Origin of the sequence: Pseudomonas sp. EA_105y_Pfl2_R69, from assembly GCF_963970915.1 — a bacterium.
Taxonomy (GTDB): Bacteria; Pseudomonadota; Gammaproteobacteria; order Pseudomonadales; family Pseudomonadaceae; genus Aquipseudomonas.
This window is the reverse complement of sequence record NZ_CAXAOO010000002.1, coordinates 1-25,857: the sequence shown is the minus strand read 5'-3', so window position 1 is coordinate 25,857 and position 25,857 is coordinate 1. Positions and strand designations below refer to the sequence as shown.

Genomic DNA, 25,857 nt, shown 5'->3' with positions numbered 1-25,857 from the left:
GCCGCCTGCTAGCGCTTGAACTCGAACTGCAGCTGCGCGCCCTCGACCGACTGCCAGTAGTCGTCACCGCGCTCGTTGGTAATCAGCTTGCCATTGAGCTGAAAGGGGCTATCGGGCGCGGCATTCTCGTCAAACAGCGGTGGCAACAAGGTGGTCGACAAATCGCTGGGGGGCTCCAGCGGCTGCAATGATTCAAACACATCGGGGTGCAGGCTCAGGTCCAGCGGCGCTTTAGGCTCACTGGGCTCGGGCTTGGGCACAACGACCGCCGGTGTCGGCTTGGGCCGTGCCGCGGCTGGAGCCTTCGGCGCTGGGGCGCTATCCAGCGTCGACGGGCTCACAGCAGGCGCGGCTGGCTGGGCGTCGAGCGCCTCGTCATGAACAGTCGCTGGAGCCTCCACGGCTGCGCTCTGGGGTTGTGCGGGCGGGTTGGCTGCCTGCTCACAGGCGGCTAACGACAACAGTGACAGTAGCAGTGCAAGACTTCGAATAAGGGGCATGGGCAGGTACAAAGGCAGTGACACAAGTCACTATGCTCGCCCCTGCCTCACGCTCTGGCAAGCCTGCAATCTGTACGACAGGTAACAGCGTAAGGCTCTGGACTGGGGTTAGCCGGCGACCATCGACTGGGATGGCCACCGCTTGCACATGCCGAGGTTTCAGTCAGCCTGTTGCAGTTGCCGCAACTGCGCGTCGATATCCAGTCCGGGGTGCTCACGCATCAGTTGCAACAGCAAGGCATCGGCCTCATCCGTCCAGCCATCACGGCGCAGCTTGAGCAAGCGTTGCAACTCGCTGCGCAAGTGCAGCTCGGCCTGACGGTCTGCGGCTTCTGCCGTTTGCTCGGGGGCTGACGCGGCGGGCTCATGGTCATGCAGCGCGGCGGCCGCCGACTCTTCGCGCAACAGCTGATTGGACGCGCCGGCCGAAAGCTTCTTCTCGGCCTTGGCGGCATCGGCGCTGTAGCCCTGGATCAGCGGTGCAGACTGCGCCGCACGCGAGCGCACCGGTTCATCGGCAACCGCGGCGGACTCCGCCAGTGGCGCGGACATCGGCGCGGATTGGGGTGCCTGCCTCGCCGCAGCCGGAGCCATGGGTGCGGCGCTGGGCACGGCATCGAAAGCATCCGGAGCCTGCTCGAAGGTGCGCCAGGTCAGGCTCACGCCAATCCCCAGGCAGGCTACCCCGGCCAACGCCACCGACCAGCGCTGCCGGCCGCCAGCGCCGAACAACCAGCTGTGCAGGCGCGCGCGCAAACCCGGCTTGACCTCGGTTGTGGCCGCGCTGCGCACGGCGGCGCTGGCGGCTGCGAGAATCTGCGCATCCAGCGGTGCGCTGGGCTCGCCGCCACTGTGCTGGCGGAAATGCTCGAGCATCTGCCGTTCCTGCTCATCGGACATGTGTTGATCGTGGTTCATACAGGCAACTCCTCGGCAGCCGGATCGGCCAGCAGCCGACGTAACTTCTGCAGGGCATAACGCAGACGGCTCTTTACCGTCTCGGCAGGTATCTGGGTCAGCTCGGCGATCTCGGCCAGCTCCAGATCGCCATGGGCGCGCAGCAGAAACACTTCGCGCTGCTCTGCCGGCAAATCCGCCAGGGCGGCCTGCAAACGCTGCTGATCGCGGCTCAGGCTGAGCTGTTGCTCGGGGCCCGGCTGCGGGTCGTGCGGGGCATGCTGCTGTTCGTCGTACTCGGCATGCCCCGCCTGGTGCCGACCCTGCTTGCGCCAGGTGTCGATCAGGCGGTTGCGACCGATCTGGTACAGCCAGGTCTTGAACAGCACCGCATCGCGCTGTTCGCTCTGACTGCGGATCAGGCTCATCCAGGTCTCCTGGAACACCTCCTCGGCCAGGGCATGGTCGCCACACAGGCCGAGCAGAAAGCGGAACAGGCCGAGTCGGTGGCGCTGGTACAACTCGGCAAAAGCCGCCGCATCACCGCGGCGGTAACGCCGCAACAAGGCGGCGTCGTCATCCGTGAGGGGTCGATTCACTGCGATACTCGTGCGCTGGTTGAACGGTGCTGATCAGTTTGCAGGCTCTGCGCCAGTTCCACCAGCTGCACGAACTCGGCGCGCAGGCCAAAGCGGTCGTCGCCCTTGGCCTTGCGCGCCAGTTCGGCGCTATCGGCCAGGCTGAAGCGCCCGGTGTAGGTATCGCCCTTGAGCTGCTGGGCGAAGGCGGCCACCGCGGCGGCAAAGCGCAGGTCTTCACTGGCCTGGCCGATAGCAGGCACAGCGGCGGCCTGAATCGGTTGTTCCAGCAGTTTGCTGACGACCTGCCCTGGCACCTTGTAGCGAATCCGCAGCCAGGCCAGTTCGCCCGCCTGGCTACCCGCCTTGGCCGCTTGCTGATAGCGCAGCGGCTCCAGCCAGCCCTTGCCACCCACCGGCACCACTTCATAGAGCGCGGTGACGGTATGGCCTGCACCGATTTCGCCGGCATCGACCTTGTCGTTGCTGAAGTCCTCGCGCTTCAGTGCGCGGTTCTCGTAGCCCAGCAGGCGGTACTCACTGACCTCGGCCGGGTTGAACTCGACCTGGATCTTCACATCGCTGGCCACCGTCGCCAGGGTCGAACTGAGCTGATCGACCAGCACCTTGCGCGCCTCGCGCAGGTTGTCGATATAGGCGTAGTTGCCGTCGCCGGCATCGGCCAGTTGCTCCATCAACCGCTCGTTGTAGTTATCGGTACCAAAACCCAGGGTGGTCAGGGAGACGCCGGTCTTGCGCTTGTCGGCGGCCAGTTGTTTGAGGGTTTCGAAATCGCTGATACCGACGTTGAAGTCGCCATCGGTAGCCAGCAGGATGCGGTTGATGCCACCGTCGATAAAGCCCTGCTGCGCCTGCTCGTAGGCCAGCTGAATGCCCGACTCACCGGCGGTGGAGCCGCCTGCAGTGAGCCGGTCGATGGCCGCGCGGACCTTGGCCTTGTCGCTGCCGGCAGTCGGCTCCAGCACCACGCTGGAGGAGCCGGCATAGACCACCAGCGACACCTTGTCCTCAGCGCGCAGTTGCTCGACCAGCAGTTTCAGGGTGCTTTGCACCAGGGGCAGGCCTTCGCGGCGATCCATCGAGCCGGAGACATCCACCAGAAACACCAGATTGGCCGGCGGCAGCTCGTCTACCCGTAGGTCCGAAGCCTTGATGGCGATACGCAGCAGGCGGCTTTCGGGATTCCACGGCGTGGCCGCGAGCTCGGTGTGCACGCCAAACGGCGCATCGCCCCTGCGCAGCGGGTAGGCGTAGGGGAAGTAGTTGACCAGCTCCTCCAGGCGCACCGCGTCCTGCGGCGGCAACTGCCCGCCATTGAGGAAGCGCCGCACATTAGCGTAGCTGCCAGTATCCACATCGATGCTAAAGGTCGACACCGGCGTCTCGGCCACGGCATGCACGGGGTTGCCCGCCAGTTTCTGATACTGCTCGCGGTTCTCGTCACGGTAGCCCGACGGCAAGGCATCGGCCTGCACAGACATCGGCATCGGCGCATAGGCCACGCTGGGCATCACGGCGTTGCCTGCTACCTGGCTTTTGCGTTGCAGCTGCGCTGGGGCAGCGGCCAGTTGCTCATGCAGCTCGGCCCGTTCACGCTTATGGGCCTGATCGCTCAGCAACGGGCTGCCAGCCTCGCTGGCAGGCAGCTCAGGGTTGGCGGCGCTGCACGCGCCGAGGCTGATCAGTACGCCTGCGGCAAAACCGGCAAGCAGAGGACGGGCAAGCAGTGAGGGATAAACGGGCATGGCGGCATCTCCTGAGCGATCGAACGAACCATTCGCTCAGGTAGACGCAGCGCTTATCCAACTCGGGTTAAGCCGCTGCTAAAAACTTGCAGCGCCTTCCTGACACAGCTGCCCGGCCAGCATCCCCAGGGTCATCAAGGCGCGCTCGGCTTCACGGTTCCACGGGATGCCGCAATTGAGGCGGATGCAGTGGTTGAACTGCTCGGTATTACTGAAGATCAGCCCCGGCGCGATGCTGATGCCCTGCTGCAGGGCTCGCACATGCAGGTCCTTGGTGTTGACCCGTGCCGGCAGACTGACCCAGAGGATAAAGCCGCCCTTGGGCCGGCTCATCTGCGTGCCTTCGGGGAAGTACTGCTGTACCGCCAGCTGGAAGGCGCTGAGGTTCTTGCGGTATTCCTGGCGGATAAAGCGCAAGTGACGGTCGTAACCGCCGTTCTCCAGATAGGCCGCTACCGCCATCTGCGTCACGCTGCAGGCCGAGTGGGTGCTGAAGGTCTGCAGGCGCTGGATTTCATCCTGGTACTTGCCGGCGATGATCCAGCCGATTCGCACACCCGGCGACAGGGTTTTCGAGAAGCTGGAGCAATAGATCACCCGCCCCTCGCGATCATGGGACTTGAGCGCCTTGGTCGGCCCCTGCTCGAACATCAGCTCGCCGTAGATATCGTCTTCGATGATCTGAATATCGTAGTCGCCGGCCAGGCGCAGCAACTGGCGCTGGCGCTCCTCGGGAATGGTGCCGCCCAGCGGGTTGCTCAACCGCGCGGTCAGCACCAGCGCCTTGATCGGCCACTGGTTGGCCGCCAGTTGCAGGGCTTCGAGGCTGATGCCGGTAGTCGGGTCGCTGGGAATCTCGATGACTTTAAGACCGAGCAAATCGGCCAGTTGCAGCAGACCGTAGTAGGTCGGTGACTCGGCGGCGATCAGATCGCCCGGCTTGGTCAGCACCCGCAGGCTCATCTGCAGGGCATCGACGCAGCCGTGGGTAATCACCACCTCGGACGGGTCGACCACCACCCCGGCATCGCGCATGCGGATCGCCACCTGACGGCGCAGCGGCTCGAAACCCGGGCTGAACATATAGCTGAAGGCCCGCGCACTGTGGAAGCGGGTGACCTTGGCCAGTTGCTGATGCAGGGCACGTACCGGCAGGTAATCGACATGGGGTACCGCAGCCCCCAGGGGAAATACCCCTTCGCGGCGCGACTCGGTGAGCACCTGATTGATGATGCTGCTGCGCGTCACCAGGCTGGGCCGCTCGACCCGAGCGATATCCGGGGTCGGCGCGGTCAGGGCCGGGGTCTGATGCACATAGAAGCCGGATTGCGGGCGGGCACGAATCAGGCCCTGATCCTCCAGGTTGGCGTAAGCCTGCAACACAGTCGCGTGGCTGACGCTAAGCTGTGCGCTCATCTTGCGCACCGAGGGCACTCGCTCACCGGGCTGGTAGACACCGCGGCGGATATCTTCCGCCAGTTGCTGGGCGATACGCTGATAGAGCAACAGATTGGTCATGACCGCGTTCCTGCTTGGCTGAACCGAAACAGTAAACCGGGCTTTTAGAATTGCACCGGTACAGTTCAGTGAATTGTGGGCGATACAGTGCCAACCCGCCAGGACTGTAACGGTTCAATCGGTAGCTGTTCGGATTGTACGGCGCTGCCTGGCGACGAGTCGCTGGCTGACCAGCGGAGATGGCGGGCATAAAAAAACCCCGGAAACCGGGGTCTATCAAGGATGCAGCGCTTTAACGCGACGAGCCTAAACGGCCCTGCTCATCGGAAAACACGATCTCCACCCGACGATTCTGCGCCCGCCCCTTGGCCGAAGCGTTTTCAGTGACCGGAAAGCTCTCGCCATGGCCCTGCACTTCGATGCGTTTGGCATCGATGCCCAGATCGACCAGTACATCGGCCACCGCCTGGGCTCTGGCCCGGGACAGCTCGAGGTTTTCCTGGGCGTCGCCACGGCTGTCGGTGTAGCCCTCGATCCGCACGATGCGCCGTGGGTTGAGCTGAAGGAACTGCACCAGCCTGAGCACCGTGCGATTGGCCGAGGCCTTGAGGTCGGCGTGCCCGGCATCGAACAGCACATCACCCAGGGTCATCACCAGGCCACGCTCATCCTCGCTGGTCGTCAGGCTGACCATCTGCTCTTCGAGCCAGTCGCTCTGCTCCTGCACGCTGAGCAACTTGACCTCGCGCAGGGCCAGCTGCAGCCGCTGACGTTCCAGCTCCAGCTTGGCGGCGCGTTCCTGGTTCAGGTTGAGCGCGCTCTTCTGCCCGGCAATCGCGCTGTACTGCTGGCTCAGGTAGGCATAGTGCGTCACATCGTCGGCGCTGCCCCAGTAGCTCGACAGGCGATCGGCGCGCGCCAGGGACTCGCCGGCACGAATCAGATCCTTGGCCGCGCTGCGCAGCACATCGGGATCTTCCTTGACCGCCTGAAAGCTCCCATTCGCGGCTTGCAGTGCCTGTTCGCTGGCGGAATGCGAAGACGCGCAACCGCTGAGCACAGTCGCCGCCAGAAGCACGCTACCCAGTGCTGGCAAAGTCTTCATTACAAGCCCCCCAGCTGTTTGCGCAAACGGCTGATGCGGTTGTTCAGCTCGACCAACTGCTGCGCGCTTTTCTCGGTCAGGTACTGGGCCTCGGCCAGGCGGGCATCCAGTTCGGCCTGTTCGGCCTGGATACGCGCCTGCTTGTAGTCTTCGTCCTGCATGGCGGCCTGGGCCAAGGCGAACTTCTCCTCGGCCTGCCCCAACGCCGCGGACTGTTCCGCCGCAAGCCCCAGGGCCTGAGCCTGGGCAAGCGCCTGCTCGGTCAGGCGCAACTGCTCGACGGGCGCGGGATCGGTGGCACAGGCACTGAGCAGCAGCGGCACGAGCGCTGTGCAAAAACGTCGATAGATCACAAGACTTTCCTACTGAATAACGTCGCTGGCGGGTATGAGCTGTTGCTCTTTCCAGAGTTGCAGATTGCGCTGCAGCAAGACCTCGGGTAACCCTGCGGCCACCGCCTCGAGCATCTTCTTCGCCAGCCCGCCCCTTAGCCAGGGTTCGTTGCAGGCGGAGTTGTGCGACAGCGCGAGATACAGACCCTCGCTGGAAACCGCTGGTTCCAGGGCCAGCAGGTCATCCTGCATTTCCAGGGTATCGGCCAGCGCCTGACCGGGGTAACGCTCATGGAGCACATAGTCGGTGCGCCCGAGCAGCAAGTTCTGGAAGGCCAGGGTCAGGCTGGAAACCCGCTCCAAGGTCAGCTGACTCTTGGCATAGGCGTCGAACTGCGCACCAAAACTGTTGCTCGCCAGGGTATCGCCCGTGTGTTCACGCAAATCCTCCCAGCCGGCATAGGCAAACGCCGCGTCGCGACGCACCCAGACCACGCTGGGCGTGACATAGGCGACGGGATGCACATAGTCCATCGCATCGAGCTGCGAAGCATCGAGAACGGCACCGGCCAGCAGGTCGATACGTCCGCTGCGCACCTCATCCAGGGGCTGCGGCCAGGCTCCACTGTCGAGCACATCGACCACCAGCCCCAGCTCCGTGGCCAGGTGCTTGAGCAGGTCGGCATTGGCTCCGATCAGCTGCTGCGGGTTCTGCGGGTCGCGCCATAAATAGGGCGGGTAATCCGGATTACCGGTCGCCACCAGGCGCTCGCACTTGCCTGCGGCAGCGGCCAGCCCCGGCAGCACCAGCAGGCCAAGCGACAACACAAAGGACTTCACTAAACCGCGCTCAAGCATTGGCAAACTTCTCGACTGAACCTTGGGTGGGGCGTCTACGGACACGCGCCGGGAGACAGAGGCTTCGTGCTAGCTTAATACGCGTCCCAATCGACGCGATAAAGAGCTGTCATGAAAAAACTGATTATCGGCCTGTTCTCGCTGCTTCTGGCCACAGCCGCCCTGCTCTACCTGTCCCCTGCCGTCCTGTTGGCCGGCATGCAGCTGGTGGAGCGGCAACGAGCGGGCCTGAGCCTCGAGCAGATCGCAGTGGGCGATCTTAACATCCATTACTACGAGGGCGGCCCAGACGATGCACAAACCCTATTGATGGTCCACGGCTTTGCCGCCAACAAGGACAACTGGCTGCGCTTCGCCCGCCACCTCAGCCAGGACTACCGGGTGATCGCCCTCGACCTGCCCGGCTTCGGTGCTAGCGACAAGCCGACCGGCAGCTACGATGTCGGCACCCAGACCGAGCGCCTGGCCAATGTGGTGCAGGCCCTGCAGATCGACAAGCTGCACCTGATCGGCAATTCCATGGGCGGGCATATCAGTGCGCTATATGCCGCGCGCTACCCGGACCAGGTGCTGTCGCTGGCCTTGCTGGACAACGCCGGCATCACCTCGCCGCAACCCAGCGAGCTGATGCAGCTACTCCAACGCGGCGAGCCCAACCCACTGGTGGTGCGCCAGCCCGAGGACTTCCAGCGCCTGCTGGAGTTCGTCTTCGTCGAGCCGCCGGCGCTGCCCGCATCGATCAAGGATTATTTCGCCGAACAGGCGATCGCCAACAGCGCCCACTATGACCGGGTATTCGCCCACCTGATCGAGCGCTATATCCCGCTGGAGCCCGAGCTGGCGAAGATTCAGGCACCTACCCTGGTGATCTGGGGAGCCGAGGACCGTGCCCTGCACGTCTCCAGCACCGAGGTCATGCGCCCGCTGCTGCGCCAGCCCACCATCGTGGTCATGCCCGCAACCGGCCACGCACCGATGATTGAGCGCCCGCAGCAGACCGCGCAGCACTACCGGGCCTTTCTCCAGGCGCTGCCGGATTAGCGCAAAAACGCCGGCAACGTTCTTGCGCGCAAGCCCCGCAGGGGTGAAGCGCATGGATGTGCCGAACACAAAAAACCCGCTCGGTGAGCGGGTTTTTTGTGGACTGGGGAAACTGACTTAAACCAGTTTTTCCAGCTCGGGGATGGCTTCGAACAGATCCGCCACCAGGCCATAGTCGGCCACCTGGAAGATCGGCGCTTCTTCATCCTTGTTGATCGCAACGATCACCTTGGAATCTTTCATGCCGGCCAGGTGCTGAATCGCGCCGGAGATACCGACGGCGATATACAGCTGCGGAGCAACGATCTTGCCGGTCTGACCGACCTGCATGTCGTTCGGTACGAAACCCGCGTCGACCGCGGCGCGGGAAGCGCCAACAGCAGCGCCCAGCTTGTCGGCCAGTGCGTACAGGTGCTTGAAGTTGTCGCCGTTCTGCATGCCGCGGCCGCCGGAAACGACGATCTTGGCAGCGGTCAGCTCCGGACGATCGGACTTGGCCAGTTCTTCACCGACGAAAGCCGACTTGCCAGCGTCGCCGCCAGCTGCAACCGCCTCAACCGCAGCGCTGCCGCCTTCGGCCGCAACCGGGTCGAAACCGGTGCTACGCACGGTGATAACTTTAACGGCAGCGGAAGACTGCACGGTGGCAATGGCGTTACCGGCGTAGATTGGACGCTTGAAGGTGTCAGCGCTTTCGACGGCGATGATTTCCGAGATCTGATCAACGTCCAGTGCAGCGGCGACGCGCGGCAGGATGTTCTTACCGTTGCTGGTAGCGGCAGCCAGGATGTGGCTGTAGCCCTTGCCCAGTTCGGCAACCAGCGGCGCAACGTTTTCCGGCAGCTGGTGAGCGAAAGCGGCGTTGTCGGCAACCAGTACCTTGGTCACGCCAGCGATCTTGGCAGCGGCTTCGGCAGCAGCGCCGCAAGCGGCACCTGCAACCAGTACGTGGATGTCGCCACCGATCTTCGCGGCAGCAGCCACGGTGTTCAGGGTGGCAGGAGCCAGGGCGGCATTGGTGTGTTCAGCGATAACCAGGATAGTCATTTAGATTACCTTCGCCTCGTTCTTCAGTTTCTCGACCAGTTCAGCCACGGACTTGACCTTGATGCCGGCACTGCGGGTAGCAGGCGCTTCGACTTTCAGAGTCTTGACGGTGGAGGCGGTGGAAACGCCCAGATCAGCCGGAGTAACAGTTTCCAGCGGCTTTTTCTTGGCCTTCATGATGTTCGGCAGCGACGCGTAGCGCGGCTCATTGAGGCGCAGGTCGGTGGTCACGATAGCCGGCAGGTTCAACGCAACGGTCTGCAGACCGCCGTCAATTTCGCGGGTGACGTTGACCTTGTCGCCAGCTACTTCAACCTTGGAGGCGAAGGTGCCCTGGCCGAAGCCGGTCAGCGCGCCCAGCATCTGGCCGGTCTGGTTGTTGTCGCTGTCGATGGCCTGCTTGCCCATGATCACCAGCTGAGGCTGCTCCTTGTCGACCACTGCCTTGAGCAGCTTGGCCACGGCCAGGGAGTTCAGCTCGTCGCCGGACTCAACCAGGATGGCACGATCGGCACCCAGCGCCAGGGCGGTACGCAGCTGCTCTTGAGCAGTGGTTGGGCCGATGGTTACGACGACGATTTCGCTCGCCACGCCCTTCTCTTTCAGGCGTACAGCTTCTTCCACGGCGATTTCGCAGAAAGGGTTCATCGACATCTTGACGTTGGCAAGATCAACGCCGCTGTTGTCCGCTTTGACGCGAACCTTGACGTTGTAGTCGACCACTCGTTTGACAGCTACAAGAACCTTCATGGATTCCTCGTTACTCTCCGGTGAATAAGAATGTCGCCAGAAGCGAACATGGCGGGAACTGCTAACCGGCCGGAACCGGGAGTCAACCAATAACGGCGGACACAAAACCGCCCGTATCTTGACCGCACGACCCGAACTGGTCAATACAACGGACCGGCCAATCGTCTGCGATGTAGTAAGATTCTAACAGCCCTACAGAAAATTCAAACAAACGTTTGTATTGGCCCATCCGAAGGGTCTGGATATAATGCGCCAGCATCGCTCATGGAACGAGCCTGCCAGTCAAATAAAACTAGAGAGTCCTGAGTAGGAGATAGCCTGTGGAACGCGAATTTATGGAATTCGACGTCGTCATCGTCGGCGCCGGCCCTGCTGGTTTGTCCGCCGCCTGCCGACTGAAGCAGAAAGCCGCCGAAGCCAGCAAAGAAATCAGCGTCTGCGTGGTCGAGAAAGGCTCCGAAGTCGGTGCGCATATTCTTTCCGGTGCGGTGTTCGAACCCCGCGCCCTGAACGAGCTGTTTCCCGACTGGAAGGAACTCGGCGCGCCACTGAACACTCCGGTCAAGCGCGACGATATCTACGTGCTCACCAATGCCGAGAAGGCCAGCAAGGTTCCGGACTTCTTCGTGCCAAAGACCATGCACAACCATGGCAACTACATCATTTCCCTGGGCAACCTGTGCCGCTGGCTGGCCCAACAGGCGGAAAACCTCGGCGTAGAAATCTACCCAGGCTTCGCCGCCCAGGAAGCGCTGATCAACGAAGAAGGCTCGGTCTACGGCATTCTCACCGGCGACCTCGGCGTCGATCGCGAAGGCAACCCGAAAGAGGGTTACTACACCCCGGGCATGGAACTGCGAGCCAAGTACACCCTGTTCGCTGAAGGCTGCCGCGGCCATATCGGCAAGCAGCTGATCAAGAAATTCGACCTCGACTCCGAAGCCGACGCCCAGCATTACGGCATCGGCATCAAGGAAATCTGGGACATCGACCCTGCCAAGCACGAGCAAGGCCTGGTGGTGCACACCGCCGGCTGGCCGCTGGATATCGTTGCGAGCGAAAACACTGGCGGCTCCTTCCTCTATCATCTGGAAAACAACCAGGTGGTGGTTGGCCTGATCGTCGACCTGTCGTACAGCAACCCGCACCTGTCGCCGTTCGATGAATTCCAGCGTTACAAGCACCACCCGGTGATTGCCCAGTACCTGGAAGGCGGCAAGCGCGTCGCCTATGGGGCCCGCGCCCTGGCCAAAGGCGGCATCAACTCGCTGCCGAAGATGGTCTTCAACGGCGGCGCTCTGATCGGTTGCGACCTCGGCACTATGAACGTGGCCAAGATCAAGGGCAGCCACACCGCCATGAAGTCCGGCATGCTCGCCGCCGAGGCCGTGGCCGACGCGCTGTTTGCAGGCAAGGAAGGCGGCGATCAGCTGACCGGCTATGTCGACGCGTTCAAGGCCAGCTGGCTGTATGACGAGCTGTTCAGCACACGCAACTTCGCCCCAGCGATGCATAAATTCGGCCCACTGATGGGTGCCGGCTTCAACTGGCTGGACCAGAACATCTTCGGCGGCAAGCTCCCCTTCACTCTGCACGACACCAAGCCGGATTACGCCTGCCTGAAGCTGGCGGCAGAGGCGCAGAAGATCAGCTACCCGAAACCGGACGGCAAACTCAGCTTCGACAAGCTCAGCTCGGTATTCCTCTCCAACACCAACCATGAAGAGGAACAACCCTGCCACCTGAAGCTCACCGACCCGAGCATTCCGCTGGGCAAAAACCTACCGATGTACGACGAACCGGCGCAGCGCTACTGCCCGGCCGGCGTGTATGAGGTAGTGACCCAGGAAGACGGCGAGAAGAAGTTCCAGATCAACGCGCAAAACTGCGTGCACTGCAAGACCTGTGACATCAAGGATCCAGCCCAGAACATCAACTGGGTGGCACCTGAAGGCACCGGCGGGCCTAACTACCCCAATATGTAAGACGCAAAACAAAGGCTCCCTTGGGAGCCTTTTTTATTACGCTGAACTCAACCGTAACCGGGGAGAAACTCAGTCTGGCTGCGGGCCAATCGGGAAAAACTCTCCACTGCTCCACACCCCGAGCCAGGTCTGGCCATCGATCTCGCGCGGCACCGCCAGCTCGACCAACTGGTAGAACACATTGCGGTGGATCAGGGCCTCAAGATTGCTTCGCACATGCACATAGGGCGCGGGCTCATCGGTCAGGGCGTCGAGCTCGACCCGCAGCGGGTGCTCACCACCTGCCACGACCTCGTCCTCGACATTGGTGATAAAGCGCAGCACCTGAGCCTCGCCTTCACCTTCCACCTGCAAGGTGACCGCCACGAAGGGTGCGTCATCGACCTGGATACCGACCATCTCCACCGGGGTCACCAGCACATACTTATCGCCATCGCGACGGATGATGGTGGAGAACAACCTGACCATGGGTTTGCGCCCGATCGGCGTGCCCATATAGAACCAGGTGCCGTCGCGGGCGATACGCATGTCGATATCGCCGCAAAACTCCGGATGCCACAGGTGCACCGGCGGCAAGCCCTTGTCCGCGGTCTTGGGAATCTGCGCCAGCAGGTCGCCGGCCTTGCCCGTATCACTCATCAGCCTTCCTCAATCGCTCAAACCCAGCAAACGCCGTGCATAGTCCCGCAGCGCGGGACCGATCAGCTCTTCCGGCTTGGCATCATAAAGCGTCAGCAAGCCACCGCGGCTACGAATCCGCGCCGTATCGACCATATAACGGGTATTGGTTTCGATCAGCATCAACTGAATCACCCCGCGATCGGTGCCCAGACGGTCCAGCGCCTCCTGATCCTCCCACTCCTCCACCGTGCCGATGCGGTCATCGGCATAGGCAAAACGGTTATAGAGCAGATAATGCGCGCCCGCCTCGCGGGCCTGCTCCAGGGCTTCTTCCAGGCCTAACGGCCCGAGGGCACGGCGGACCATGGGGAAATACTCGACAAAGCCCTTGTAGGCTTCCTCGGCCACCACATTGGGCCGCGGGTTGGCACCGCCCGGTGGGGTGAAGTGACCCTGGGCAATATAGATAAAGGAGTCGGTCTGCAAACGCCAAGGACTGGCCCGGCGCGTCTGGCTGTGGTCAAGCACACCGACATCGCGCAATTGATAGATCGCCTCATCCGCCAGGTCACTGGCCTTCATACAGCCGCCAAGCAGCAACACACCCATTATCAGCAACAGACTACGCATCAGGTTTCTCCAGCGGCCGGTGACGGAAAACCGGCGGATAGCGCCCAGATGCAGATTTCACGCCAGCTGCCACTCATAGTGGCCTGTTGCCGCTTCATGCGCGGCCACGCTACGGCAACGCCCCCCTAAAGCCCGCGCTGCCACTCCTGGCGCAAGCGCGCCTCCTGCGGCTGCTCAATGGCCCGGCGCACCTGAGCCAGCAGGCGCTGCTTGTCTGCGCCAAGAGTACCCTTGAGCACCAGGTAGTTGGAGGCATGATCGCTGCGAAACACCGTATCGCGCAGTTCCAGCCCTTGCAGCAGGCGTTCGACTTCGACGAACAGCTCATGCTGGCCGAGCGATTGGAAATCGGCAAAGCCTTCGCGGAAACGCGCCTCGCCTTGGGGAAAGCTGACCACCAGGGTCGAGAGGAACTCCGGCTGCGCCGCGTTCATCAGGCGCGCCGAATTATCCGCGTGCTGTTCGCTCAGCAGCGCCCCCCGAGTACCGTCCCAACTCATTCAGCACGCTCAAAAATTCGCTGATGAACGATCAGCTCGCTCGCGGCAACAGCAACACAGCAACTGCAATCAGAAAGCTGATCAATCAGGTCACAGCGCCTGATAGCAAGATGACCAGAAAACGCAAGGGTCTACTTTAGGCCATGCCTAGGAAGGCGCGCTGCTAGTGGCCTTGAACAGGTGCTCGAACCCCTCCATCGTGCTGTCCACAAATCGCTCATCGCTTATGCCCGACGGGAAGTGCAACACGCGGTGAATGACCAGCGAAGCCAGACCGTGTATGTACGACCAGCTAGATAGGGATGCACGGCGAACCTCAACGCTTTCAATATCCCGCGCCAGCAGTTCTGCAATGATTTGCTTCAGCTCGCCGAAGGCGTCATCTCTTGCATGGCGCAGCTCAGGCATCATTTCGCAGTCGGCAAACTCCGGGCCGAACATGAGCTGGTAAAGCGCAGGGTTGCCGCGGGCGAAGCTGAAGTAAGCCAGGCTGGCGTTGCGTAATTTCTGCATGCCGCCGCTGTGGTCGCCCCTGGCCGCGAGAACCTTGCCCAGCTCTCGAAACCCCTGAGCAGCCAGTTGGCCGATCAGCTCTGCCCTGTTGGCATAGTGATGATAGGCGGCGGTCGAGCTGACCCCGACCCGCTCCGAAACAGCCCGGAGCGAGAGCTTGGTGGGCCCAACTTCCTCGAGCATTTCCCGCGCAGCGCTGAGTAATTGAGGGGCCAGATTGCCTACATGGTAGGTCTCGCGTGTACGGCTAGTGGTTCTGGTCATGCTTCGATTGTCCCCTGAGGGCTGTTCGGACGGGTGTGACTTCGCCTTGATCTTATCATAGCAAAGTATCTTGACAGTGATAAGATGCACATATAACCTCAAGCTGAAACGAGGCCGAAAGGGGCGACCCTACGGCAATAATTTTCGAGCCGATGCGCATGGCCTCACCAAGAGCAAGTTAATGACCACAACAACGCCTGAACTGACCCAACCTCCCACTCATACGAGCCTGGTGAAGCCCATGATCGGCTTTCCCATAAAGTGGTTCGCCTGACCTCCACTGCCAGCCAAGAGAATCGACCATGGACTCATCCCACGAGTGTTTCAATGTTTCCGTAGAGGGCGGAATTGCCCACCTGCAATTGAGTCGGCCCGATAAAGCCAACAGTCTGACCCTGGGATTTTGGAGTGAGCTGCCGGCAGTGATTGATCGCTTGAGCCGCTCGGGCAAGGTGCGGGTGATGGTGTGCTCGGCACAGGGTAAGGTCTTCTGTGGCGGCCTGGATCTGCAGATATTCGCGTCGTCCCAAGAGTTCCATGCGACCAGCGCCATCGAGCGTGAGGCCATGCAAGCCGGCTTGGAGAAAATGCAGGACGCGGTGAATGCGCTGGAGCGCGCCCGCTTCCCGATAATCGCGGCAGTCCAAGGTGCCTGCGTAGGTGCTGGTTTTGACCTGATCACCGCCTGCGATTTATGTGTCGCCTCTGAGCAGGCGAAGTTCCGTATCGAAGAAACCAACATAGGCATGATGGCCGACCTGGGTGTGCTGCAACGGCTACCGCGCCTGATCCCCGCAGGCGTGGCGCGTTACCTGGCATTGACCGGCGACTCGCTGGATGCCGCTCAGGCATATCGTTTGGGTCTACTGGCCAAAGTTTTCTCGAGCAACGAGGCATTGCTTGAGGGTGCCTTTGCTATGGCTCGGCGCATTGCCGAACGGCCACCGGTGGCTATCAGCTCAATCAAGCGAGCAATGCTCTATAGCCGCGACCATGGTGTCTACGAATCGCTGCAGCACACCGTGCTGCTGCAAAGCGCCATCCTCAGCGGAGAAGACATTCTGCGCTCTGTGCAGGCCCGGGCATCCGGAACGCCAGCGCAGTTTGCCGACTTGCTTGAGCTGGGACAGGCCCTTTAAGGGTGTTTTTTTGACTAAATCTTATCGCTGATAAGTTCGAGGTATATATATGAAGCACTACGACGCCGTCGTGATCGGTGCCGGCAACGCCGGGCTGACCGCCGCGACTGCCTTGCAGCGTGGTGGCTGCCGGACGCTGTTGCTGGAGCGCCACAATATCCCCGGTGGTTGTGCCACCTCCTTCGTACGCGGCGATTTCGAGTTCGAGGTTGCCCTGCACCAGCTCAGCGGCATGGGCACAGAGGACAAGCCGTTCGTCATGCGCAAGCTGTTCGACAAGCTGGGGGTGATGGACAAGGTCGAGTTCGTCCAGGAGCACGAGCTGTACCGCCTGGTGGTGCCCGGAGAAATCGATGTCATCCTGCCGGCCAGTTGGTCCGGGCTGCGTCGCACTCTGCAGGAGCTGTTCCCGGTGGAACAGGACGCCATTGAGCACTTTCTGGTGCTCTGCGAGAAGATTACCCTGGAAAGCTTCATGACCCTGCCGCAGGCGCACCGGTCGAACAGCGAGGCCATGCTGAAGTCGATGTGCCCGTACTTCGTGGAGTACGGCTTCCGTTCGGTGAAGGATGTGCTGGACGAGTTCTTCAGCGATACCAAGCTGAAAAGTGTGCTGGGTACCTACTGGCTCTACCTCGGGGTGCCGCCGAGCATGCTGCCGTTCCCCGATCTGGCCGCAATGCTCTATGCCTATGCAGAGTTCAAGCCCTGGCATATCAAGGGTGGTTCCCAGGCCATGTCCAGCGCACTGGTGGAGTCGTTCAGCGAGGCCGGTGGCGAGGTGCGTTTCAACTGTGGCGTCGAGAAGATCCTCACAAGGGATGGCCGGATCAGCGGCGTGCGCCTGGAGGGCGGCGAGATCGTTTCCTGTGACGCGGTGGTGTCCAACGCCAGCCCGCTGATCACCTTCAACGAGCTGCTCGACCTCGACCAGCCGCCGTTTAAGGTTCAGCAAGACTTCAAATCTCGACGCATGGGCACCTCGGCCTTCGTCATCTACCTGGGTTTGGACTGCACGCCGCAGGAGCTGGGTGTGACTGCGGCCTCCAGTTTCATTTACGAGACCATGGACGAGGATCAGATCCATGACCGCATGGGGACGCTGCAGACCCCGCTAGGCGGGATGCTCACTTGCTACAACTTCGAAGACCCAAGCGCTGCGCCACCCGGCAAGAGCCAGGTGATGCTGATTTGCCTGCAGTACGGCGATGCGTGGAAGTCGGTGGCACCCGAGCACTACGCCCGTACCAAATACGAGTTTGCCGAGAAGCTCATCACTCTGATCGAGAGGGTCTACCCCAAGGTACGCCAGCACATCGAAGAAGTTGAGGTGGGCACGCCGCTGACCATGATGCGTTACCTCAACAGTCCCGGTGGGGCTATTTATGGCTTCCAGCAGAGCGCTCAGGACTCCGTTCTGCTGCGCGAGCGTCTGGACGGCGTGCCGGGGCTCTACATCGCCGGTTCCTGGACTTCTGCGGGCGGTTTCCAGCCAACCTATATGGCCGGTGAGTCCACCGCCCGGGCGGTGCTCAAACAGTTAAAAGTCAAAGAGGTGGAGCATGTCTGAACAGAACCTGCTGAACGAAGTGGCCGGTTTCCGGGAAGCTTGGCAAGTTAAGGAAGCTTTGGAGAAAAGCGGCACCGACTTCTATGAGGTAAAAGGTGAAGTGGCGAGCACCGTCGTCCAATTGCATCCCAAGCGACTGAAGCTGGAAGTCGCCAAAGTGCTTGAAGAAACGCCCACCACCAAAACGCTGCGCTTGGTCGCCGCCGACCGTAGTGCCTTGCCGCCATTCCAAGCCGGGCAGTACATCAACCTGTTCACCGAGATCAATGGTGTGTCGACGGCACGGCCTTACGCCATCTCGTCATCACCCTCTCAGCGGGTCTATTACGACCTCACCGTAAAGCGGGCAAAGGATGGTTTTGTCTCGAATTATTTGCTTGATCGCGTAGCGGTAGGGCAGCACTTCCTTAGCTCTGGCCCGATGGGCACCTTCCATCACAACCCACTGTTCCACGGCGAAGACCTGGTGTTCCTCGCTGGCGGCTCGGGTGGCGCACCCGCACGCAGCATCCTGCTGGACATCCTCGACCGTGGCCTGCCGCATCGCTTCCACCTCATCTACGTGAACAGCTACATCGATGACGTGATCTTCGACGAGGAGTTCCGTGGGCTGGCCATGCGTCACGAGAGTTTCTCCCTGAGCGAGGTGATCTCCCGCCCCCCCACTGGGTACCAGGGCTACACCGGACGTCTGACGCAGGCGGTGCTCGAACAGTTGCTCGACAAGATCGGCGACAAGATGTTCTACGTCTGTGGCCCAACCCCGTTCAACGATAGTTGCGTCGAACTGCTCACCGCGTTGGGCGTCAAGCGCCGTCGAATCCGCGTAGAGGCCAATGGTGCGCCCAAGGCACCGAACGAGCAGAAGGGATGGCCCGAGGGGGTCTCACTGGACGACGAGGTCACCGTGACGGTACGTGGGCGCGGCAGCTTCCGGAGCCGTGTCGGCGAACCGCTGCTCAATGCCCTGGAGCGCAATGGCTACGGCACCGAGAACGCCTGCCGCTCGGGCGAGTGCAGCCTGTGCCGGGTCAAGCTGGTCTCCGGTGCCGTATTCAATCCGCAGGAGGCCCATCTGCGCAAGTCCGACCGGGACTTCGGCTGGATTTATTCCTGCGTAGCGTTCCCCACCGGGGATATCGAAATCCAGCTCTAGCCGCCGTTGCCGCCTGGGATCGTCGGGCGGAGCGAGCAATACCTGCAGAATAAGAACAAAGGAGCACTAGCCATGACCACGACTAATCTCTGGGAACAGAGCTATCCGCCAAGCCTGCGTGGCTACCGCGTCGACCCCCAGGAACTGATGGGAAACATCGCCGACTTTGCCCGGCAGGGGGCCAAGCAGTTCGCTGAGACACCGGCCTTCACCATTGTGTTGCCCAGTGGCCTACACGCAGACCTGTCTTTCGCCGAGGTGGACGAGCTGTCGGATGCCTTTGCCGCCTACCTGCTGGTGGACCAAGGATTGGTACATGGCGATGTGGTAGCGATTCAGCTACCCAATAGCCTGCACTATCCCCTTGCTGTGCTGGGTGCATGGAAAGCGGGTCTTATTGTCACCAACGTTAACCCGCTGTACACCGCTCGCGAACTGGAAGCGCAACTGAGCGACAGCGGTGCCAAGCTACTCGTGGCTTGCGACCTATTCGTCGGCCGTGCTGAAGCGGTTATCGCCGAACGTGGTGTACGGTTGGTCACCACAAGCCTGGGTGACTTCTTCCCGCCAGCAGTTGGTACATCCATTCAACAGAAATTGGCTGCCGACAGCGGTGGCGATCTCACCCCGAGCATCACCCACCGACGTTTCAGCGAAGCGTTGTCCATCGGATGCGGACATGCCCCTGTGCAGGTCCAGCCCCATCCTGTGGCGCTCTACCAGTACACCGGTGGCACCACGGGGCGCAGCAAGGGCGCGGTGTTAAGTCATGCCAATCTGCGCGCTGTACTGCGCATGGCCGAGGACTACATCAATGCCCATGACATGCACATCGAGCCCGGCGAGGTGATCGCCACCGTGCCGCCGCTGTACCACATCTTCGCCTTCAACTTTAACTTCCTGCTGTTCTTCCGCCGCGGTGGGCGCAACCTGCTGGTGCCCAGCCCTCGCCCGCTGTCCAACGTGTTCCCGGTGTTCGACAAGTTCCCGGTACGCTGGATGACGGGGGTGGACACGCTCTATGCCGGCCTGCTGGCGGAACCTTGGCTGCAGGCCAATCCACCCAAGCTCAAGCTGGCCGTTTCCGGTGGCACCTCGTTGCGGCCGAGTACCGCCGAGCGCTGGCAGGCGGTGGTCGGCCCGATTCTGGAGGGCTACGGGCTGACCGAAACAAGCTGCTTCGTGTCATTCAACCCACCAGGACCGACATCGCGGCCAGGCACCGTCGGTCTGCCCATGCCAGGGAGCGAGGTGCGCATAGCGGACGCCGATGGACACGAGCTCCCGACGGGAACGCCTGGTGAATTGCTGGTACGTGGCCCGCATATCGTCGAACGCTACCTGAACCGCCCGGACGAGACTGCCGATGCCTTTGCGGATGGCTGGTTCTGCACCGGGGACATCGCGGTGATGGACGAGCAGGGGTACATCCGCATCGTCGACCGCAAGAAGGACATGATCCTGGTCTCGGGCTTCAACGTCTATCCCAACGAGGTGGAAGACGTCATCGCCGAACACCCGGACGTGAGCGAGGTGGCGGTGATCGGTGTGGCGGACGAGGCCACCGGCGAGGCCATACGCGCCTTCGTCGCGTTGCGGCGGCCCGGGCTGGATGGCGAGGCAATTATCCGCCACTGCCGTGAGCGACTGACCGCCTACAAGGTGCCGAAGCAGATCGTCTTCCGCGAACAACTGCCCAAGTCACCCATCGGCAAGATCCTCCGTGCGGAGTTGCGCGCGGAAGGCTGAGGGTGCAACTGCTTTTAGGCCATATGAACCCGAGCGTGAAATGGCCGGCGGGATATCCCACTCCATCCCGTTCTTTTTATTCAGGAGAGGGTGCCCTGGCACCCTGGGCCGTAGGAGCTGCATCATGATCGAAACCCTGTCCAAGATGACTCTGGCCCCCCTGATCCTGGCCCAAGGGTTATATACCCGCTGGCTCACGCCTAGGCTGCCGGAACCTGCCGGCGAGCGGGCAGGCATCAGTGGCACAGGCCCTTGCCTACGCCTGCTGATCCTCGGCGATTCCGCCGCCGCGGGCGTGGGTGTAGCGAGCCAGGACGATGCCCTGGCCGGCAAGCTGGCAACGCGATTGTCTGGTGACTTCACGGTGTCCTGGAGGCTACTTGCCCAGTCCGGGCTCGATACCCGGGAAGTGGTGCAACTGCTCGAGAGAAGTGCGGCCGAGCACTTCGATGTCGTTCTGGTGTCCGTGGGTGTCAACGACGTCACCGGCAGTGTCTCCGCCAAGGCCTGGATTGCCTCCATGGCGCGCCTTGTCGACCTGCTGCAATGGAAGTTCGAGGCTCGCCAAGTGGTGCTGTCCCGGATTCCACCGTTGCATGCGTTTCCCTCCCTCCCACAGCCATTGCGCTGGTACTTGGGGGAACGGGCGGAGCGCTTCAACCAACATCTCGCCGAATTGACCCGGCGGCGCACCGGCACCGTCCTGCTGGACACCGAATACCCCTTGCTCGGCGAACGGATGGCGCAGGACGGCTTCCATCCAGGGCCGTCAATCTACTCGATGTGGGCCGATGAGGTTGCGGCCCTCCTGCGTGCTAGACCCCCGTCCGGGAAGCCTTGCAGGGGACAGCAACAATGATCCGTCGTGGCCGTTTTCGCCGATTCGATCCCGACTGGGCCGCGCACCAGGCCATGCTCGAGTTCTGGCGGTACGGCTATGCCGGGGCCACGCTGACCAGACTCAAATCGGCCATGGGCGGTATCTGCTCGCCGAGCCTGTATGCCGCCTTTGGCTCCAAGGAACGCCTGTTCCGGCGTGCCCTCGATATCTACCTGCGCGAGGAGCTGCTACCCAGCCGGCAACTGCTGCAGGACGGCGGCCTCCACGCCGTGCGGCGGTTCTTTCGTCAGGTGGTGCTGCGTTACACAGCGGACGGTAAGCCCAGGGGCTGCCTGGTCGAGTCCTGCCTAGCCGAGCGCGAGCTGAACGGTACTAGCACCGAGCGCCTGCTTGCCGAGCAGCGCGCGGAGACACTGCAGGCACTGCTGGCCTGCCTTGATCGAGGGCTGCTCGGCGGCGAGTTGTCGACGGCTGTCGACCCACTGCGCCTAGCCCGCCTACTGAGCCTATTCCTGCCGGTACTTTCCAGCCAGGCGCGGGAAGGGGCACCGCGAGAAGAACTGATGGCGCTAGTGGAGGACCTGCTGGCCTGTGTGCTGCCGCCTGGCAAGTTGCGTCATGTCGGCGTGGCGACTAGGCACACCTGCAGCCCTTTTCTACGCCCAAATCTTAGCAGTGCAAATATCAACGTTTTCCAACCAGCGCCCCCCCGGGCCAGCCTCCGGGAAGGAGGTCGGTCCCGAGCAACCCTGTAGGCCTGCGCCGTACGAGTGAACGCCGCAGACCGTGATCCCACCACAATAATCCATGGAGTAGCGTGAATGACAAAAACAACAACGCTCTGGTGCTTAGCAGCACTGCCCCTCGCCATAGGCCTAGCGAGCTCACCGGCTTTTGCCGCTGGCTTCCAGATTGGCGAGATCGAAGGGCAATTCGATTCATCCCTGTCTATCGGGGCCAGTTGGTCCACAGCCAAGCCGGACAAGGACATGATCGGTACCGCCAACGGAGGCACCGGCTTCACCCAGACCGGCGACGATGGCCGCCTCAACTTCAAGCGTGGCGAGACCTTCTCGAAGATCTTCAAGGGCATCCATGACCTCGAACTCAAATACGGCAACAGCGGCGTCTTCCTTCGCGGCAAGTATTGGTATGACTTCGAGCTGAAGGACGAGAGCCATCCGCACAAGAACATCGGCGACCACAATCGCAAGGAGGGTGCCAAGTCGTCCGGCTACGAGCTGCTCGATGCCTTCGTCTACCACAACTACACCCTCGGTGAACTACCGGGCACCGTACGCCTCGGCAAGCAGGTGGTGAGCTGGGGCGAGAGCACCTTCGTTCGGAACGGCATCAACGCCATCAATCCGATCGATGTAGCCGCCTTCCGCCGCCCGGGGGCGGAGATCAAGGAAGGCCTGATCCCGGTGAACATGCTTTACCTGTCACAGAGTATCACCGACAGGTTGTCCGCCGAGGCCTTCTACCAACTGGAGTGGGACCAGACCATCATCGACAACTGCGGCACCTTCTTCGCTCCGAACGATGTGCTGGCCGACGGTTGCGACAGCAACTACCACGTACTCGACGCCGCCTCCCTTACCGCGTTGACGGGTGGCCCCGGCGCGGGGATTCTCGCCGGTCGAGGCGTAAGCCTGACGCCGGAGGGGCTGATGGTTCCGCGCGGTGCCGACCGCGATGCGCGCGACTCGGGGCAGTTCGGCATCGCCCTACGTTGGCTCGGCGACTCGACGGAATATGCTGGCTACTTCATCAACTACCACAGCCGCACGCCCAACGTGAGCTACCAGAACGCCGGCACCGCGGACATCCTCACCGCCCTCACCGGGGCGGGGGCACCGACGCTGACCGCGCCGACTCTGCTCGGGCGTGGCAACTACTACCTGGAGTACCCCGAGGACATCCGCCTGTTCGGCCTGAGCTTCTCCACCACGCTGCCCACCGGCACCGCCTGGCAGGGCGAGATCAGCTATCGGCCGAACATGCCGCTGCAGCTCAACACCACCGACATGACCGGCAGGCTGGCCAGTCCGGCCCTGGCGGCGCAGGCGGCCGGCGGTGGTGCGGTGGGGCTGAATGCGGCTCTGGCCCTTGCCGGCGCGGAAAACCGGGGCTACAACCGCAAGGAAGTCACCCAGTTGCAGAGCACCCTCACCCACTTCTTCGACCAGGTGCTAGGTGCCGAGCGACTGATCCTGTTGGGCGAGCTCGGCTACACCCGCGTCGGCGGGCTGGAAAACCAGAGTGAGCTGCGCTACGGCCGCGACTCCATCTACGGCTCGCCCTACGGCAGCCAGGCCTCCAACGCGCTGGCAGCTCGGATGTATGGGCACCACGGCTTCCTGACCTCGTCGTCTTGGGGCTACCGGGTGCGCGGCATCCTCGACTACAGCAACGCCCTCGCCGGCATCAACCTCAAGCCGAACATCGCCTGGTCCCACGACGTGGATGGCTACGGCCCGGTGTTCAACGAGGGTAGCAAGGCCGTCAGCCTCGGCCTCGACGCAGACTACCAGAACACCTACACCGCCAGCCTCTCCTACACCAACTTCTTCGGCGGCGATTACAACACCCAGGTCGATCGCGACTTCATCGCGCTCAGCTTCGGCGTGAATTTCTAGGCAATCGGGAGACACGACAAAATGAACATCAAAGCTTCCCTGCACATCCTGCCCCTGTTACTCGGCCTACTTGTTATACCAGCCTACGCAGCGGTGCCCCCTGGCGAGGCGGCCAGGCTCGGTGCCACGTTGACCCCTATGGGTGCCGAGCAGGCCGGCAATGCCGACGGCAGCATTCCCGCCTGGACCGGTGGCCTACCAAAGGATACCGGCACCATCGACGCCAAGGGTTTCCTGGCCGATCCCTTCGCCAGCGAGCAGCCACTGTTCATCATCACCGCTCAGAACGCAGAGCAGTACAAGGACAGGTTGACCCCCGGCCAGTTGGCGTTGCTCAAGCGTTACCCGGACAGCTACCGGATGCCGGTCTACAAGACCCATCGCTCCGCCAACCTGCCGGCCAACTGGCTTGGCGCGACCAGCGACAACGCCACCCGAGTAACCCTGGCGGCAAGTGGCAACGGTCTGGAGAACTACCATCTGGGCATTCCCTTCCCCATCCCGCAGGAGGGACTCGAGGTGATATGGAACCACCTAACTCACTATGCGGTGAGTGCCCGCCGCAGCTTTATCCAAGTCACTCCTCAGCAGAACGGTGCCTACAGCCTGGTGCAGTTCCAGGACGAGATCCTGCCATTCCATGAGATGCGCGAGTCGGGCAACCTGCTGTTCTTCCTCAAGCAGCGGGTAATCGCGCCCTCGCGCCTGGCCGGCAATGTCCTGCTCATCCATGAAACCCTGAACCAGGTGAAGGAACCGCGCCAGGCCTGGCAGTACAACGCCGGCCAGCGCCGGGTACGCCGTGCCCCACAGGTAGCTTACGACGGCCCCGGCACCGCCGCCGATGGCATGCGCACCGCCGATAACTTCGACATGTTCAACGGTGCGCCGGACCGCTATGACTGGCAATTGCATGGCAAGAAGGAAATCTACATCCCCTATAACAGCTATCGCCTCGACTCGCCGACGCTGAAATACGACGAGATCATCCAGGCCGGCCACATCAATCAGGACCTGGCGCGCTACGAGCTGCACCGGGTCTGGCATGTGACCGCCACCCTGAAACCTGGAGCCCGGCATATCTATGCCAAGCGCGACTTCTATATCGATGAGGACAGTTGGTTGATCGCCACGGTCGACCACTACGACGGACGGGGTGCCTTGTGGCGTGTGGCCGAGGGCCACCCGCAGTACTACTACCACCAGCAACTCCCCTGGTTCACCTTCGAGGCGCTGTACGACCTGCTGTCGGGCCGCTACCTGGCGCTGGGTCTGAAGAACGAGGAGCGGCAAGCCTGGGAGTTCGACTTCAAACCAGCCGAGGCCAGTTTCACACCGGCGGCCCTGCGCCAATCGGGCGTGCGCTGATTGGGTCGATTCCCACCATTTGGAGCTAACCCTCTGCGACGCGCCCCCCATAGAGCCGCGTCGCTAATTAGAACATCACTGGAGACTGCAATTGCACATCAGTGTTCCTCTCGAAACCCATGTCGGCGAGACGCGCGTTGCCGCGACCCCCGAGACCATCAAGAAGCTGATCGGCCAAGGCCATCAGGTCACCGTTCAAAGCGGTGCCGGCGTCAGCGCCAGCATCCCGGACAGCGCCTATGAAGCCGTAGGGGCCAGTATCGGCAGCGATGCCGCCGCCCTTGGTGCCGACCTGGTATTAAAGGTCGTGGCCCCGAGCGATGCCGAGCTGAGCCATATGAAGGCCGGCGCGGTGTTGGTCGGCATGCTCAATCCGTTCAGCAACGAGACCATCGCCCGCCTGAATGCCCAGGGCATCACCGCCTTCGCCCTGGAAGCCGCGCCGCGTACTTCCCGGGCGCAGAGCCTGGACGTGCTCAGTTCGCAGGCCAATATCGCCGGCTACAAGGCGGTGCTGCTGGCCGCCCACCACTATCCGCGCTTTATG

Annotated in this window: 23 protein-coding genes and 2 pseudogenes; 11 read left to right on the top strand and 14 right to left on the bottom strand. The window is 62.1% G+C overall.

The genetic code is table 11. The features are described from left to right. Nucleotides 1–8: 8 nt before the first annotated feature. The 8 genes from AACY13_RS05990 to AACY13_RS05955 all read right to left on the bottom strand — a co-directional run bounded on the left by AACY13_RS05990 (nucleotide 9) and on the right by AACY13_RS05955 (nucleotide 7,494). Nucleotides 9–260 carry a hypothetical protein gene (locus tag AACY13_RS05990; protein WP_339460066.1) on the bottom strand — a complete coding sequence of 84 codons (252 nt, stop codon included), beginning with the start codon at nucleotides 258–260 and terminating at the stop codon, nucleotides 9–11. A 399-nt stretch (nucleotides 261–659) separates the two neighbouring features. Further along, the gene (locus tag AACY13_RS05985) at nucleotides 660–1,418 is read right to left on the bottom strand and encodes a hypothetical protein (RefSeq protein ID WP_339460064.1); all 759 of its coding nucleotides are present in this window, start codon (nucleotides 1,416–1,418) and stop codon (nucleotides 660–662) included. Then, a complete protein-coding gene (locus AACY13_RS05980; RefSeq protein ID WP_339460063.1) occupies nucleotides 1,415–1,996 on the bottom strand; it encodes an RNA polymerase sigma factor in 582 nt (193 codons plus the stop codon). Before AACY13_RS05980 ends, AACY13_RS05985 begins: the two co-directional genes overlap by 4 nt. After that, entirely contained in the window at nucleotides 1,993–3,741 is a 1,749-nt protein-coding gene (locus tag AACY13_RS05975; protein ID WP_339460062.1) for a vWA domain-containing protein, read from the bottom strand. Before AACY13_RS05975 ends, AACY13_RS05980 begins: the two co-directional genes overlap by 4 nt. Nucleotides 3,742–3,819: 78 nt before the next feature. Continuing rightward, nucleotides 3,820–5,259 (bottom strand): aminotransferase-like domain-containing protein, encoded by a 1,440-nt coding sequence (locus AACY13_RS05970; RefSeq protein ID WP_339460061.1) that lies wholly within the window; start codon nucleotides 5,257–5,259, stop codon nucleotides 3,820–3,822. A 232-nt stretch (nucleotides 5,260–5,491) separates the two neighbouring features. After that, nucleotides 5,492–6,304: an OmpA family protein gene (locus tag AACY13_RS05965; RefSeq protein WP_339460060.1), complete on the bottom strand. Its 813-nt coding sequence runs from the start codon at nucleotides 6,302–6,304 to the stop codon at nucleotides 5,492–5,494. After that, nucleotides 6,304–6,657: a DUF4398 domain-containing protein gene (locus AACY13_RS05960; RefSeq protein ID WP_339460059.1), complete on the bottom strand. Its 354-nt coding sequence runs from the start codon at nucleotides 6,655–6,657 to the stop codon at nucleotides 6,304–6,306. Before AACY13_RS05960 ends, AACY13_RS05965 begins: the two co-directional genes overlap by 1 nt. A gap of 9 nt (nucleotides 6,658–6,666) precedes the next feature. Further along, nucleotides 6,667–7,494 carry a substrate-binding periplasmic protein gene (locus tag AACY13_RS05955; protein WP_339460058.1) on the bottom strand — a complete coding sequence of 276 codons (828 nt, stop codon included), beginning with the start codon at nucleotides 7,492–7,494 and terminating at the stop codon, nucleotides 6,667–6,669. Between the two features lie 111 nt (nucleotides 7,495–7,605). Between AACY13_RS05955 and AACY13_RS05950 the strand changes: the two genes are divergently transcribed. Next, nucleotides 7,606–8,535, top strand: coding sequence for an alpha/beta fold hydrolase (locus tag AACY13_RS05950; protein WP_339460057.1), 930 nt, complete (start codon nucleotides 7,606–7,608; stop codon nucleotides 8,533–8,535). A gap of 117 nt (nucleotides 8,536–8,652) precedes the next feature. Here the strand turns inward: AACY13_RS05950 and AACY13_RS05945 are convergent, their stop codons facing one another. Together AACY13_RS05945 and AACY13_RS05940 are read right to left on the bottom strand one after the other, a co-directional pair. After that, nucleotides 8,653–9,582, bottom strand: coding sequence for an electron transfer flavoprotein subunit alpha/FixB family protein (locus AACY13_RS05945; protein ID WP_339460056.1), 930 nt, complete (start codon nucleotides 9,580–9,582; stop codon nucleotides 8,653–8,655). Next, entirely contained in the window at nucleotides 9,583–10,332 is a 750-nt protein-coding gene (locus tag AACY13_RS05940; protein ID WP_339460055.1) for an electron transfer flavoprotein subunit beta/FixA family protein, read from the bottom strand. A 320-nt stretch (nucleotides 10,333–10,652) separates the two neighbouring features. On the opposite strand from AACY13_RS05940, the gene AACY13_RS05935 reads away from it, so the two are divergent. After that, nucleotides 10,653–12,317 carry an electron transfer flavoprotein-ubiquinone oxidoreductase gene (locus AACY13_RS05935; RefSeq protein ID WP_339460053.1) on the top strand — a complete coding sequence of 555 codons (1,665 nt, stop codon included), beginning with the start codon at nucleotides 10,653–10,655 and terminating at the stop codon, nucleotides 12,315–12,317. 69 nt (nucleotides 12,318–12,386) lie between these two features. Here the strand turns inward: AACY13_RS05935 and AACY13_RS05930 are convergent, their stop codons facing one another. The 4 genes and pseudogenes from AACY13_RS05930 to AACY13_RS05915 form a co-directional block, all read right to left on the bottom strand. Further along, the gene (locus tag AACY13_RS05930) at nucleotides 12,387–12,956 is read right to left on the bottom strand and encodes a DUF1285 domain-containing protein (RefSeq protein WP_339460051.1); all 570 of its coding nucleotides are present in this window, start codon (nucleotides 12,954–12,956) and stop codon (nucleotides 12,387–12,389) included. Nucleotides 12,957–12,965: 9 nt separating this feature from the next. Further along, nucleotides 12,966–13,568 carry a DUF4823 domain-containing protein gene (locus AACY13_RS05925; protein ID WP_339460049.1) on the bottom strand — a complete coding sequence of 201 codons (603 nt, stop codon included), beginning with the start codon at nucleotides 13,566–13,568 and terminating at the stop codon, nucleotides 12,966–12,968. A gap of 125 nt (nucleotides 13,569–13,693) precedes the next feature. Beyond that, a pseudogene (locus AACY13_RS05920) lies at nucleotides 13,694–14,047 on the bottom strand (radical SAM protein); the annotation flags it as partial. A 168-nt stretch (nucleotides 14,048–14,215) separates the two neighbouring features. Next, complete coding sequence (locus AACY13_RS05915; RefSeq protein WP_339460047.1) at nucleotides 14,216–14,845, bottom strand: TetR/AcrR family transcriptional regulator; 630 nt, start codon at nucleotides 14,843–14,845, stop codon at nucleotides 14,216–14,218. A gap of 302 nt (nucleotides 14,846–15,147) precedes the next feature. Between AACY13_RS05915 and AACY13_RS05910 the strand changes: the two genes are divergently transcribed. The 9 genes and pseudogenes from AACY13_RS05910 to AACY13_RS05870 all read left to right on the top strand — a co-directional run. Further along, on the top strand, nucleotides 15,148–15,984 hold the full coding sequence (locus AACY13_RS05910) for an enoyl-CoA hydratase-related protein (RefSeq protein ID WP_339460046.1): 837 nt from the start codon (nucleotides 15,148–15,150) through the stop codon (nucleotides 15,982–15,984). Between the two features lie 49 nt (nucleotides 15,985–16,033). Next, entirely contained in the window at nucleotides 16,034–17,554 is a 1,521-nt protein-coding gene (locus tag AACY13_RS05905; RefSeq protein ID WP_339460044.1) for a phytoene desaturase family protein, read from the top strand. Beyond that, nucleotides 17,547–18,710: an FAD-binding oxidoreductase gene (locus AACY13_RS05900; RefSeq protein ID WP_339460043.1), complete on the top strand. Its 1,164-nt coding sequence runs from the start codon at nucleotides 17,547–17,549 to the stop codon at nucleotides 18,708–18,710. Before AACY13_RS05905 ends, AACY13_RS05900 begins: the two co-directional genes overlap by 8 nt. A 72-nt stretch (nucleotides 18,711–18,782) precedes the next feature. Next, nucleotides 18,783–20,459, top strand: coding sequence for an AMP-binding protein (locus tag AACY13_RS05895; RefSeq protein ID WP_339460041.1), 1,677 nt, complete (start codon nucleotides 18,783–18,785; stop codon nucleotides 20,457–20,459). Nucleotides 20,460–20,583: 124 nt separating this feature from the next. Then, nucleotides 20,584–21,318, top strand: coding sequence for an SGNH/GDSL hydrolase family protein (locus AACY13_RS05890; RefSeq protein WP_339460039.1), 735 nt, complete (start codon nucleotides 20,584–20,586; stop codon nucleotides 21,316–21,318). Further along, entirely contained in the window at nucleotides 21,315–22,055 is a 741-nt protein-coding gene (locus tag AACY13_RS05885) for a TetR/AcrR family transcriptional regulator (protein WP_339460038.1), read from the top strand. The genes AACY13_RS05890 and AACY13_RS05885 overlap by 4 nt, the downstream gene beginning before the upstream one ends. A 66-nt stretch (nucleotides 22,056–22,121) precedes the next feature. Next, nucleotides 22,122–23,942 carry a DUF1302 domain-containing protein gene (locus AACY13_RS05880; RefSeq protein WP_339460036.1) on the top strand — a complete coding sequence of 607 codons (1,821 nt, stop codon included), beginning with the start codon at nucleotides 22,122–22,124 and terminating at the stop codon, nucleotides 23,940–23,942. A 21-nt stretch (nucleotides 23,943–23,963) separates the two neighbouring features. Next, nucleotides 23,964–25,310, top strand: coding sequence for a DUF1329 domain-containing protein (locus tag AACY13_RS05875; protein ID WP_339460035.1), 1,347 nt, complete (start codon nucleotides 23,964–23,966; stop codon nucleotides 25,308–25,310). Between the two features lie 91 nt (nucleotides 25,311–25,401). Further along, nucleotides 25,402–25,857, top strand: a pseudogene (locus AACY13_RS05870) (NAD(P)(+) transhydrogenase (Re/Si-specific) subunit alpha); the annotation flags it as partial.